This is a genomic window from Streptococcus sp. CL8.13, from assembly GCF_049737895.1.
In genome coordinates this window covers 1-11,700 of the sequence record NZ_JBKOTT010000011.1, presented here as the reverse complement: position 1 = coordinate 11,700, position 11,700 = coordinate 1, and the positions used below count along the sequence as shown (strand labels likewise).

General features: G+C 42.3%; 15 protein-coding genes. 1 reads left to right on the top strand and 14 read right to left on the bottom strand.

Features of this window, described 5'->3' with window-relative positions; genetic code table 11:
* Positions 1-237, bottom strand: a 237-nt coding sequence (locus ACLNCN_RS00885; protein ID WP_424844441.1) for a GNAT family N-acetyltransferase, incomplete at its 3' end; no start/stop codon positions are given.
* 171 nt (positions 238-408) lie between these two features.
* Between ACLNCN_RS00885 and ald the strand changes: the two genes are divergently transcribed.
* Positions 409-1,521: an alanine dehydrogenase gene (gene ald, locus ACLNCN_RS00880; RefSeq protein ID WP_084926426.1), complete on the top strand. Its 1,113-nt coding sequence runs from the start codon at positions 409-411 to the stop codon at positions 1,519-1,521.
* Positions 1,522-1,577: 56 nt separating this feature from the next.
* Here the strand turns inward: ald and ACLNCN_RS00875 are convergent, their stop codons facing one another.
* The 13 genes from ACLNCN_RS00875 to ACLNCN_RS00815 form a co-directional block, all read right to left on the bottom strand.
* Positions 1,578-2,564: a PhoH family protein gene (locus ACLNCN_RS00875; protein WP_424844440.1), complete on the bottom strand. Its 987-nt coding sequence runs from the start codon at positions 2,562-2,564 to the stop codon at positions 1,578-1,580.
* A gap of 84 nt (positions 2,565-2,648) precedes the next feature.
* On the bottom strand, positions 2,649-2,864 hold the full coding sequence (locus tag ACLNCN_RS00870; RefSeq protein ID WP_049522176.1) for a YozE family protein: 216 nt from the start codon (positions 2,862-2,864) through the stop codon (positions 2,649-2,651).
* An 8-nt stretch (positions 2,865-2,872) separates the two neighbouring features.
* Positions 2,873-3,727, bottom strand: coding sequence for an RNA-binding virulence regulatory protein CvfB (gene cvfB, locus ACLNCN_RS00865; RefSeq protein WP_261100082.1), 855 nt, complete (start codon positions 3,725-3,727; stop codon positions 2,873-2,875).
* 58 nt (positions 3,728-3,785) lie between these two features.
* Entirely contained in the window at positions 3,786-4,343 is a 558-nt protein-coding gene (frr, locus tag ACLNCN_RS00860) for a ribosome recycling factor (protein ID WP_001262225.1), read from the bottom strand.
* A 20-nt stretch (positions 4,344-4,363) separates the two neighbouring features.
* Positions 4,364-5,089 carry a UMP kinase gene (gene pyrH / locus ACLNCN_RS00855; RefSeq protein WP_000002995.1) on the bottom strand — a complete coding sequence of 242 codons (726 nt, stop codon included), beginning with the start codon at positions 5,087-5,089 and terminating at the stop codon, positions 4,364-4,366.
* 83 nt (positions 5,090-5,172) lie between these two features.
* The gene (trmFO, locus tag ACLNCN_RS00850) at positions 5,173-6,507 is read right to left on the bottom strand and encodes a methylenetetrahydrofolate--tRNA-(uracil(54)-C(5))-methyltransferase (FADH(2)-oxidizing) TrmFO (protein WP_261052493.1); all 1,335 of its coding nucleotides are present in this window, start codon (positions 6,505-6,507) and stop codon (positions 5,173-5,175) included.
* 157 nt (positions 6,508-6,664) lie between these two features.
* A complete protein-coding gene (locus ACLNCN_RS00845; protein WP_084888319.1) occupies positions 6,665-7,612 on the bottom strand; it encodes a hypothetical protein in 948 nt (315 codons plus the stop codon).
* A gap of 78 nt (positions 7,613-7,690) precedes the next feature.
* Positions 7,691-8,569, bottom strand: coding sequence for a 16S rRNA (cytidine(1402)-2'-O)-methyltransferase (gene rsmI / locus ACLNCN_RS00840; protein ID WP_424844439.1), 879 nt, complete (start codon positions 8,567-8,569; stop codon positions 7,691-7,693).
* A 2-nt stretch (positions 8,570-8,571) separates the two neighbouring features.
* Positions 8,572-8,889 carry a DNA replication initiation control protein YabA gene (yabA, locus tag ACLNCN_RS00835; protein WP_000358228.1) on the bottom strand — a complete coding sequence of 106 codons (318 nt, stop codon included), beginning with the start codon at positions 8,887-8,889 and terminating at the stop codon, positions 8,572-8,574.
* Positions 8,890-8,928: 39 nt separating this feature from the next.
* Positions 8,929-9,819, bottom strand: a complete 891-nt coding sequence (locus tag ACLNCN_RS00830) for a DNA polymerase III subunit delta' (protein WP_150922646.1) — start codon at positions 9,817-9,819, stop codon at positions 8,929-8,931.
* Positions 9,816-10,454, bottom strand: a complete 639-nt coding sequence (gene tmk / locus ACLNCN_RS00825; RefSeq protein WP_424844438.1) for a dTMP kinase — start codon at positions 10,452-10,454, stop codon at positions 9,816-9,818. Before tmk ends, ACLNCN_RS00830 begins: the two co-directional genes overlap by 4 nt.
* Before the next feature lie 113 nt (positions 10,455-10,567).
* Positions 10,568-11,365: a pyrroline-5-carboxylate reductase gene (gene proC / locus ACLNCN_RS00820; protein WP_424844437.1), complete on the bottom strand. Its 798-nt coding sequence runs from the start codon at positions 11,363-11,365 to the stop codon at positions 10,568-10,570.
* Positions 11,366-11,368: 3 nt separating this feature from the next.
* On the bottom strand, positions 11,369-11,700 hold a 332-nt coding region (locus ACLNCN_RS00815; RefSeq protein WP_424844436.1), incomplete at its 5' end, for an aldehyde dehydrogenase family protein.

The window sequence follows — 11,700 nt, the reverse complement described above, 5'->3', positions numbered from 1 at the left end:
ACCATTGCTTTTTAGTTCTATTCCCCACCGTCCCAAGGGATTGGCCAAGTAGAACTGAGCAATATTATTTTGAGTTTCTTCCAAGCTTTGATTGGTTGGAAAAGTGTAGCGCGTATTTTCTATGTCCGAGGCATAGTCAAACATTTCTTCCGCATCATCCAAGGTTACAGGTCTAAGCAATAAACGCTCAGTCTCGACTATGGGATACTGAGCTAGTTTTAAAAAGATTGATTCCATACTTCTCCTCCATTTAAAAATATTTTCTACCAGTCTAGCATAAAAAAGAAGTTACAACAAGTTTTCCTTGCTTTTTAAAGCGGTTTCATATAGAATAAATTCATCACCTTATTTTATAGATAATTGTGATAAATCATTTACAACCCGTCAATAGAAAGGGAGTTTTTCTCTATGTTAATTGGAATTCCAAAAGAAATTAAGAATAATGAAAACCGTGTCGCCCTCACACCTGCTGGTGTCCACAGCTTAGTCGGTCGTGGTCATCGCGTCCTTATCGAAACAAATGCTGGTCTCGGTTCTGGCTTTACTGATGATGACTATCAAAAGCAAGGAGCTGAGATTGTCGCTACTGCTGGTGAAGCCTGGGCTGCAGAGTTGGTCGTGAAAGTAAAAGAACCATTAGCTTCTGAATATGGTTACTTACGTGACGACTTGCTTCTCTTCACCTACTTGCATATGGCTGCTGCTCCTGAATTAGCCGAAGCCATGTTAGCAGCCAAAACAACAAGTATCGCTTATGAGACTGTCCGTGATGATCAGGGGCAGTTACCACTCCTCATTCCTATGAGTGAGGTTGCAGGCCGTATGGCAGTTCAAATCGAAGCTCACTTCTTGACCAAACAAGCTGGTGGATCTGGTGTCCTACTTGGTGGTGTACCAGGCGTTCCAAAAGGAAAAGTCACTATCATCGGTGGTGGTGTCGTAGGAACTCATGCTGCCCGCATCGCACTTGGACTTGGTGCCCAAGTGACCATCCTTGATATCAGTGCTAAACGTCTCTCTGAATTAGAGGAAGTTTTTGGTCATCAAATTCAAACCCTCATGTCCAATTCATTTAACATCGAAGCCAGTGTGAGAGATGCGGATGTTGTTATTGGGGCGGTTCTCATCCCCGGTGCCAAAGCACCAAAATTGGTGACAGATAAGATGGTCAAGCAAATGCGTCCAGGTTCTGTCATTGTGGACGTTGCCGTTGACCAAGGTGGTGTTATCGAAACAGCTGACCGTGTGACAACGCACGATGAACCTGTCTATGAAAAACATGGTGTACTTCACTACGCCGTTGCTAACATCCCTGGTGCTGTTGCCCGTACTTCTACCATTGCCCTTACAAATGTCACTATTCCTTATATCGAAGCTTTGACAGAAAAAGGATTCGCACAAGCAATTTCTGAAGATGAGGGCTTGCGCCAAGGTGTTACCACTTATCAAGGTTACTTAACCAGTCTTCCAGTAGCCCAAGGTCTCGATAAAAAACATAGTCCAATTGACGAACTAGTATAAACAATCTAATTATCAGATAAAAGAAAGAGCAATTCCACCTGAACTGCTCTTTTTTGCTATTCTGTTTCTTCTTCACTTTTTTCCATTTTGACCGGTGCTGGTTCATAAGCTCGGATAATCTGAGCAACAACTGGATGGCGAACCACATCCTTGGCTGAAAAATGAACAAAGTCAATTTGATGGATGTTCTTGAGTTTTTCTTGAGCATCAATCAAACCAGACTTGACGTTACGTGGAAGATCAATCTGACTGATATCTCCATTGACAATCATCTTAGAATTAAAACCTAAACGAGTCAAAAACATCTTCATCTGCATGATAGTCGTATTTTGCGCCTCATCTAAAATAACAAAAGCATCATCCAAGGTTCGTCCACGCATGTAGGCAAGAGGTGCAATCTCAATGATTTCTCGCTCCATGAGACGAGTCGTTTGGTCTTTTCCCAGAATCTGATACAAGGCATCATAAACAGGTCGAAGGTAAGGATCTACCTTCTCCTTGAGATCACCCGGAAGAAAACCTAGACTCTCTCCTGCTTCCACCGCTGGACGTGTCAAGATAATCCGCTTGACCTGCCCACGTTTAAGGGCAGTCACTGCCAATGTCACTGCAAGGAAGGTCTTCCCTGTACCTGCTGGCCCAATTCCAAAGGTCACATCGTGCTGTTTAACACTGTCCACATAAAGTTTTTGACCCAGTGTTTTGACACGGATAGGCTTCCCTGTATTGTCCTTGATAATTTCTTCTTCGTAAAGGGCGACAAACTTATCAATTTCATCGTTTTTGACCATGCTAATTGCAGTCACCACATCTGGCGTACCAACGGTCATCCCACGGTTCACCAAGACCATCAAAGCTTGGATAACCTGACGAGCTTCCTCGCAAGCAGACTCTTCTCCCAAAACCTGGACAATCTCCGTACGAGCATGAATCACCACATCGAGCTCTTCTTCCATCAAACGAAGATGGCGTTCATTGGAACCAAAAAGATGAAACAGATCATCTGGATGACTCAGTTGAATGTCTATTGAATGTTCCTTCAAATAAAGAACCTCTCTAATCCTTTTATTTCTTTTTATTATAGCAAAGGGGTGGAGAAATTACTAGCCCAAACCCAGTGAATCATGCTAGTGTTCTAAGTATTCTTGCCAGATAGCGTCAAATTCCCCTAGGTTGAAAGAGAAACTAGCGTGCTCCTCCAAAAAGCGACTGACCTCATCAAAATCATCTGTATGTTTTGGGAAAGTTGATTCTTCAAAGGCTAGGTCTGCTAGGAAAGCTTTGGGACTGTTACTTTTAGGATTGCGCTCGGTCATGAGCCAAGTGTAAAATGATTTTCTCATATGTCACCCTAGATCAACTCAGTACCAAACTGGTCTTGCTTGATTTTGCCAGACTTCATCAAGCCACCGAGTGCTTTCTTGAACTGACCTTTAGAAATGCCAAAGGTTGCTTTGATGTCGTCTGGAGATGACTTATCATTTAAGGTCATGAAACCGCCATTGCTTTCCAAGTAGGTCAAAATCATCTGGGCATCATTTTCCAACATCTCAAAGGAACGTGGTTTGAGGGAGAGGTTCAACGTGCGGTCCACTTCACGAAAACCAATGACACGCGCATCTAATACTTGCCCCAAACGTGGCTCTGCGTAACGCTCGCTAGGATGGATAAAGCCAAGCATGTTATTTTCTGGCAGGTAAACAAAAGTTCCTGACAGCTTGAGACGGTATACAATGGCTGGCCAATTTTGGTTCTGCATGTTGTTGTAGGCAGGACGAGCCAGACGTTGGAAATCTTCTTGATAAGCCAAGAGACCCCAGATACGGTCTTTCTTGTCCACTTCAAGACGGATGTAAAGTTGGTCGCCCTTCTTAGGCCAAAGTTCCTTAAGCTCAGGGAGGATATCGAGTGACACAACGATTTCCTTGTCAGGAAGGCCTGTATCCACAAAGACACCCAAGTCTTTACGAACTTCCGTTACAGTTCCCCAACCAAATTGGTCCTGAGTTGCAGTCACTTCTAGAGTGGTCAAGCGGAGTTTTTGCTTCATATCCGTGTAGGCAAAACCTTTAACCGTATCCCCAACTGTATGTTGACCTTCTTCCTTGGCAAGAGCATAGGTCTGGCCATCCTTTTGCACAAAGTAAAAACGGTCGTTTTCATCGATGATGAGTCCAACGATAAAACTTGCAAGATTTGTATTCATATTTCCTTCTTTCGAATAAAACTCAGCCAGCAATGCCAACTGAGTTTTCTGTTTATTTTTAGACTTCCAAAAGTTCTTTCTCTTTGTTGGCAGTCATGTCATCGATGTGTTTAACAGCATCGTCTGTTACTTTTTGAATGTCTTTTTCAAGAGTCTTCAATTCGTCTTCAGTGATTTCTTTTGCTTTTTCTTGTTTCTTAGCTTCATCCATAGCATCACGACGAATATTGCGGACAGCCACTTTAGCATTTTCTCCGACCTTCTTCACTTCTTTAGCAAGGTCACGACGAGTTTCTTCTGTGAGAGCAGGGATAACCAAACGAATAACAGAACCATCGTTAGCTGGTGTGATACCAAGATCAGAGGCATTCAAGGCACGTTCGATGTCTTTCAATGAAGACTTGTCAAATGGTGTCACCAACAAAACACGCGCTTCTGGAATCGTAATTGAAGCGATTTGGTTAAGAGGAGTTTCTACTCCATAGTATTCTACATGTACACGGTCAAGCAAGCTTGCATTGGCACGGCCAGCACGGATACCACCAAATTCACGAGCAAGTGATTGGTGAGACTGGGTCATTCTCTCTTTAGCTTTTTCAATAATTGCGTTAGCCATAATCTTTCTTATTCCTTTTCTTAGATATTATTTGAAACTGTTGTTCCGATATTTTCACCAAATACGACACGTTTGATGTTGCCTGGTTGGTTCATGTTGAAGACAACCAAGTCAATGTCGTTATCCATTGAGAGGGTTGAAGCTGTTGAGTCCATGATACGAAGACCTTTATTGATAACGTCACGGTGGGTCAATTCTTCAAACTTAACGGCTGTCTTGTCTTTCTTAGGATCGGCATTGTAAACACCATCGACACCGTTTTTAGCCATAAGAATAGCATCTGCTTCGATTTCAGCTGCACGAAGGGCCGCTGTTGTATCTGTTGAGAAGTAAGGTGAACCAATTCCGGCACCAAAGATAACGATACGGCCTTTTTCAAGATGACGAAGGGCACGTCCACGTACGTAAGGCTCTGCCACTTGTTGCATAGCAATAGCTGTTTGCACACGTGTATCAACCCCAACTTGTTGCAATGAATCTGCCATCACAAGAGCATTCATAACAGTCCCAAGCATTCCTGTGTAATCAGCCTGAACGCGGTCCATACCTGCTTCTGCTGCAGGTTCTCCACGCCAGAGATTTCCTCCACCGATAACAAGGGCAATTTCGATACCTAAGCTATGAACTTCTTGAATCTCTTTTGCGATTGTTTGAACTGTTTGGATATCAATCCCTACGCCACGTTCACCGGCAAGGGCTTCACCTGATAACTTGATTAAAATACGTTTATACTTGGGATTCGCCATTTTCACTCTCCTTTTTTTATCCTACCTATTTTATCACAATTTCTAAGATTTTTATAGTATCGTGAGCAATTCTTTCAAAAAAATTAGACTGTTAAAAATTCCTCTAAGTCGCTAAGAGCACGCTCTGCAATTTTTTCATAACGAGCCTTCTTATCACGAATACGCTCGCCTTCCAACTCCTTGATAATCCCAAAGTTGACATTCATCGGTTGGAAATGTTTGCTGTCCGCATGAGTGATGTAATGAGCTAAACTTCCAATCGCTGTTGTTTCTGGGAAAATCGCCTCACTTTCTCCCTTGAAAAGACGAGCAGCGTTAATTCCCGCAACCAAGCCTGAAGCAGCTGACTCAACATAGCCTTCCACACCCGTCATCTGACCAGCAAAGAAGAGATTTGGTTGTTTCTTAGAACGGTAAGTCTGCTCAAGAAGATTTGGTGAATCCATATAAGAATTGCGGTGCATGACCCCATAACGGACAAACTCAGCATTTTCAAGACCAGGAATCATTTGGAAGACTCGTTTTTGTTCTCCCCATTTGAGGTGGGTCTGGAAACCGACGATATTGTAGAGGCTACCAGCCGCATTGTCCTGGCGAAGCTGCACAACCGCGTACGGTGTTTTAAATTCGCCATCACGAGGTCCAGTATAGTCGTCTGGATACTCCAGACCGACTGGTTTCATAGGACCATAAAGCATAGTTTTAATGCCACGTTTGGCCATAACTTCGATAGGCATACAACCTTCAAAGTACTTTTCTTTTTCGAAAGAATTGAGCGGTGCTTCTTCCGCATTAACCAAGGCTTCATGGAAATCCATAAACTCTTGCTTGGTCATGGGAGCGTTGAGATAAGCGGCTTCTCCCTTATCATAACGAGACTTGAGATAGACCTTGCTCATATCGATAGTGTTGACGTCGATAATAGGGGCTGCCGCATCGTAGAAATAGAAACCATCGCCGTCATTAAGGGCATGAATCTTTTCAGCTAGAGCATCGCTGGTCAAAGGACCAGTCGCCACAACTGTAATAACATTTGTCGGCAATTCTGTAATTTCATCACGCACCACTTCAATCAAGGGGTGGTTGGCCACTTTTTCGGTCACCATTTGGGAGAAAACATCACGGTCCACCGCAAGAGCTCCTCCTGCAGGAACACGGGTTGCTTCAGCAGATTCTAAGATAACAGAACCCAAGCGACGCATTTCTTCCTTGAGGAGACCCACTGCATTTGTCAAAGCATCTCCACGAAGAGAATTAGAACAAACCAATTCAGCAAAATTGTCTGTTTTGTGCTGGGGTGTTGACTTGACACCACGCATTTCATAGAGTTTAACTGGAATACCACGTTCTGCGATTTGGTAAGCAGCTTCAGACCCTGCCAAACCTGCTCCGATAACATTGATATAAGATTGAGACACGACACTAATACCTCTTTGGGTGGAAACTAAGTCCAAATAAAAACAAGCTACTAGACTATTTGACACCCACAAATCTTTCTAAATTCATACTTGGTCCATTATACCAAAAAACTAAGTAAAAAGACAGACAGGAGAATTCCTGAATGTCTTTCAAAAATTATTCTTTATTGAAACTGAATATCTTCCAACCCAGTTTTCTTTCATATTTTATACTAAAACGTACTTCAGTATTCTTAGGTAATTTTTCAATTTCAACTATTTGAGCAAGTACGTATTGAAAATCAGAATCAGTCCAATTGTCAATATCCTCATCAGTTAATTGAAGGTTTTGTTTTCGTACCTCTTTTATATCAATGTCTATGTCAATACCAAAGGTAGAACGATTGTCAGCAACCCTTTTCAAAAGTAGATCACGATTACGAACAAGCGTCTCTTCATCAAGATTGTTGACTCTACTTGGGTCTAGGTCCTCAATTAAGGGAGTAAGTTCTTCTACATCTGTCTTCAGAATTGCCTCCCTCTTTTCTTGTTCTTCAAGACGAGTTTTAGGGTTGCCACTATATTCTTCTTTTGGAACTAAAGAGTAATAGGATTTAAAAGATTCCAATTCAATTGAATTTTTAATATAAAGCTTCTTAAGCTGATTATCTTTTAAATATGTAGAAGTCAAACTATCACTTTGAAGTATCTTATTATAAGCTTCCTCAAGTCGGTCATAGTTATCATCTTCAGCAACATACTCCATTTCTAAACGATAGACTGTTTTTTGGGAAAAACCAAAGAAAATTTTCTTTTCAACTTCTTTAAGTCGCGGATTGTATCTAAGGACTGGAGTCTTCTCAACATAATCTTTTTCAAAATCCACATAGACATCTACAAATTTTTTATTTCCTTTAATGTAAAATGGAAATCCGTAGTATCCAAAGGTATCAGCAGTCGAGTATCCTTCTGCTTCTAACCCTGCAGCTTCTACTACGGAACGAATGTTTGAAATAGATGTTTTAGCTAAATCACGATCGACTCTGTTGTTACATGCTGACAAAATAAATAAGGTGAGAATAGGCAACAGTAGGCCAATTACTTTCTTCATCGCTTTGCTTTTCATTTCTCCTCCAAATAAGCAATCTTAGCAAAATGTTTATGATTGTTATTTCTATTTCGGGAAGAAGGCAAACTTCCCTGTTTAGTCATTTTCTTGGTTTTCTTCCCAGTCGTGATAGGCAGCGTAGAGTTGACTTTTATTCCACTGGTAAATCTTAGCGACTTCCTTGATAGCTTGATTTTTCTTCATACCATGTTGGATGCGGGCTTGGATTTCTGAAAACAAGTCCTCCTCGTCCTTTTCTTCCATATCCTGACTGGCACCTTCAACGATGAGAAGGCATTCTCCCTTAAGTGGCGTTTCGGAGATGCTTTCCAGCAATTCAGAGAGCTTTCCTCTTTGGTATTCTTCATAAATTTTAGTCAATTCCCTAACCAAAACGACCGAGCGGTCGCCATAAACTGCTAACATATTTTCCAAAGTATCTGCCACACGATGGGGAGATTCATAGAAAATCTGAGTTTCAGGATAATCTTTTTTTGAGTCGAAAAATTGCTTTTGCTGGCCTGATTTTCTCGGTAAAAAGCCGTAAAAGATATGTGGTTGTGGCGCTAGACCGCTAGCAATCAAGGCAGAAATCCCTGCAGAGGCTCCTGGAACTGTGACAACTGCAATCTCTTCCTCAATAGCTGCCTTAACCAAATCATGACCAGGGTCTGAGATGCTAGGCAGACCCGCGTCGGATACCTGAGCAATACTTTGCCCTGCTTTCAGGAAACCAATCAAATCAGGAATCTTTTCCTTGGCATTGTGCTCATGAAAACTGATTTGCTTGGTAGAAATGTCAAAATGCTTGAGCAATAGACCTGTATTGCGTGTGTCCTCAGCAGCAATCCAGTCCACTTCTTTCAAGGTCTGGATTGCTCGAAAGGTTATATCGTCTAGATTGCCAATCGGCGTTGCCACTAGGTACAGCTTGCCATAGGGAGACTGCCCCTTAAAACTTTTTTGAATCTGCATGCTTACTCCCTGTATAACAACTCATCACAGAACATACATTCTTCGTCCTGTTCTCGACGTTGTCCATAAAAATCATTACAAACGTGAAATCCATCACGGTAAATGCGACGGACACTTTCACGAACATGCTTAGCCTTGACAGGAGCGTCTGCTTCCACCTCACCCAAGCGTTCTCGCAACTTACTATTTTCCAAGCGAAGAGCTGTATTTTCTTCTACCAAGCTCTTGAGATTTTTCTTGATGGCTTCCACATCGGCCAAGGTTACCAATAACTGTTGGGAAAAATCGTCCAGCGCGTCAAATAATTCTTTTTTGTCCATAAAACAGCCCTTTCCTTTCTTTATCATTCATTTTTGAGTTTATATTTCTTTCAAGACCAGATATTCCATAGCATTTTGAAAGCTGACATTAGCCTGCCACATTTTTCTAGCTTCTAGCAAATCTTGTAGAATCACTCTTACTCTTGCTTGTAAGATATCTTGTCCACAGAGGACTTCAAAAATCCGTAAAACCTGATCTTGTTTTTCCTTATCATCTGCCAAGCTAGCTAGTTTGGCAACTTGCAAATAACTTTCTTTTTTCTTAGCCACTAACCAAGTTAGCAGGCGTTCACTTTCATCGACCAAGGTCCAAAAATTTGCCTGATGTGCCAACTTTTCTGCTTCAGCTCGTGATTGACTAAACTGAGCTAAAAGGATCGCCTTTTTCTTAACCAGTCCCATTTGTTCTAAGAGCAAAATGAGCTTTTCTTCTTGTTTTTTAAAGTGAAAAATTTGCGTCCGACTGCGGATTGTTGGTAAGATCTTTTCCTCATCGCTGGTCAAGAAGAAGATATAAACCTCACTCTGGGGTTCTTCGATGACCTTGAGCAGAGAATTGGCTGCATTAGGATGCATTTTCTCAGCTTGCTCAATGATAAAGACCTGTTGCTGACTTTCAATCCCTGCTTGGGAAAACTGACCCACCAATTCCCGAATGCGTTCTGTCTTGATGACCTGATTGACTGGTTTAATCAAAGTGACATCGGGAAATTCTCCCAGTTCAATCAGCTTACAATTTCGGCATTTCTCACATGGTAAAACACCTACTTTATCTGTACAAAAAAGGCTCTTAGCCAAAAACTGCGCCATTTCCAAGCTTCCAAAGAAACCTGAAAAGAGGTAGGCATGATTGAGCTGGTCTTGTTCTAGGATACGGACAAAGTGGTCAAACTGATCTGGCTGCCAGGCCTTTAGTTGATCTTGTTTCATTTAGCTAATCCCATTCTATCAAACAAGACAGCCTTTGTGGTTTCCACAACCTCCTCCAATGGAAGACTCGCATCAATCTTGACAATGCGATTTCCTTCTTTTTCCAGGAGAGAAAGATAGCCTTTACGGACTTTTTTATGCAAGTCCAAACCTTCCAAGTCCAAACGATTGACCTCACGATTGCTATTAGCAGCAATGCGAGCCAGTCCTTCTTCCACCTCGATATCAAAATAGAGTGTCAAATCGGGTTTAAGGCCATCTGTCGCAAACTGATTGAGCCAATCAATGGCGTCAATATCTAAGCCACGACCAAATCCCTGATAGGCAACGGAACTATCGATGAAGCGGTCCATAATGACCAACTTACCAGCTTCAAGGGCAGGGAGAACTTTTTCCACCAAGTGCTGTCTGCGACTGGCGATATAGAGTAAAAGCTCTGTTTTAGCATCCATCTGAGTATGACTTGGATCCAAAATCACTTCCCGAATCTTCTCCCCAATCAAGACTCCGCCAGGTTCACGGGTCGTCAGTATCTCTACCCCTTTTTCCTCTAAAATTGGGAGCAGAGCCTCTAAAACACTGGTCTTTCCTGCTCCCTCTGGTCCCTCAAGAGAGACTAAAAATCCTTTTGACATGTCTAACTCATTTCTTTTTTACTACTTCTATTCTATCAAAAAAATGTGGGTTTGTGACAATCTTTTTGTCTTCTCATTTCAACCACCATAAAAGAGGCAGATAAAACTACCTCTTATTTACCTAATTCTTGTGTTCGTTTGTAGGCTTGACCAACTGCATCCATGACCGTTCCTCGAAAAGCATGCGCTTCTAAGCTCGCTACACCAGCGATAGTGGAACCTCCTGGGCTACAAACTTGGTCTTTCAAGACCCCAGGATGCTCTTGGCTTTCTAGGACCAATTGCCCAGCTCCTACCACAGTTTGAGCCGCCATTTTCAATGCCGTTTCTCGTGGCAATCCCGTCTGAACACCTGCATCTGCCAAGGCTTCGATAAAGAGATAGACAAAAGCCGGTCCACAGCCTGCAAGACCTGTCGCTGCGTCTATTAAGCCTTCCCCAAGTTCAACCAAGAGTCCAGCCTTGGTTAAAAGCTGACAAAAGAGATCACTGTCCTCAACCCTGCAATTAGGAGACAAGGCATAACTAATCACTCCTTGACCGATAGAAGCAGGGGTATTTGGCATCATACGAATAATTCTGTGTTGATTTGGAAGAAGACTAGCTAGTTTTTCTAAAGTCAATCCAGCTGCCATGGAAATCAAAAGAAGACTTTCTCTTTTTTCAAGGATGGTCTGGTATTGAGAAAGCAGTTCAGAAAACTGAGCAGGCTTAACTCCTAGAAAAATCACATCTGCTTCTGCAAAGATTTCTTCATTGCTGGAAGCCTGACCACCAAAGTCTGCAATGAAAGCATCTACCTTGGCTTGACTACGATTGGCAAGAAGAATGTCATCACACGTCTTAGCCTGCAAAACAGCCTTGGCCAAGCTAGCACCCATATTCCCCAAACCGATAAATCCAATCTTCATCTCTTACTCCCTTATCTGTCCGTCACCAGTAACCACATACTTGTAGCTGGTCAATTCCTTCAAGCCCATTGGACCACGCGCGTGCAATTTCTGAGTAGAAATCCCCATTTCACAACCCAGACCAAATTGGCCACCATCTGTGAAACGAGTTGAGGCATTGACATAAACCGCTGCAGAGTCCACTTGATCTGTAAAGTAAGCTGCAGCTTCAGCATTTTCAGTCACAATGGCATCCGAATGATGAGTACTGTGTGCTTCAATATGCTCGATTGCTTCCTCAAGACTTGAAACTACTTTAACAGCTAGGACATAGTCTAAAAACTCGGTGTCAAAGT

Coding starts and splice junctions, on each gene's coding strand:
- ald (WP_084926426.1), top strand. CDS start 409: ATGTTAATTGGAATTCCAAAAGAAATTAAGAATAATGAAAACCGTGTC.
- ACLNCN_RS00870 (WP_049522176.1), bottom strand. CDS start 2,864: ATGAGAAAATCATTTTACACTTGGCTCATGACCGAGCGCAATCCTAAA.
- cvfB (WP_261100082.1), bottom strand. CDS start 3,727: ATGAATACAAATCTTGCAAGTTTTATCGTTGGACTCATCATCGATGAA.
- frr (WP_001262225.1), bottom strand. CDS start 4,343: ATGGCTAACGCAATTATTGAAAAAGCTAAAGAGAGAATGACCCAGTCT.
- pyrH (WP_000002995.1), bottom strand. CDS start 5,089: ATGGCGAATCCCAAGTATAAACGTATTTTAATCAAGTTATCAGGTGAA.
- ACLNCN_RS00845 (WP_084888319.1), bottom strand. CDS start 7,612: ATGAAAAGCAAAGCGATGAAGAAAGTAATTGGCCTACTGTTGCCTATT.
- rsmI (WP_424844439.1), bottom strand. CDS start 8,569: ATGCAGATTCAAAAAAGTTTTAAGGGGCAGTCTCCCTATGGCAAGCTG.
- yabA (WP_000358228.1), bottom strand. CDS start 8,889: ATGGACAAAAAAGAATTATTTGACGCGCTGGACGATTTTTCCCAACAG.
- ACLNCN_RS00830 (WP_150922646.1), bottom strand. CDS start 9,819: ATGAAACAAGATCAACTAAAGGCCTGGCAGCCAGATCAGTTTGACCAC.
- tmk (WP_424844438.1), bottom strand. CDS start 10,454: ATGTCAAAAGGATTTTTAGTCTCTCTTGAGGGACCAGAGGGAGCAGGA.
- proC (WP_424844437.1), bottom strand. CDS start 11,365: ATGAAGATTGGATTTATCGGTTTGGGGAATATGGGTGCTAGCTTGGCC.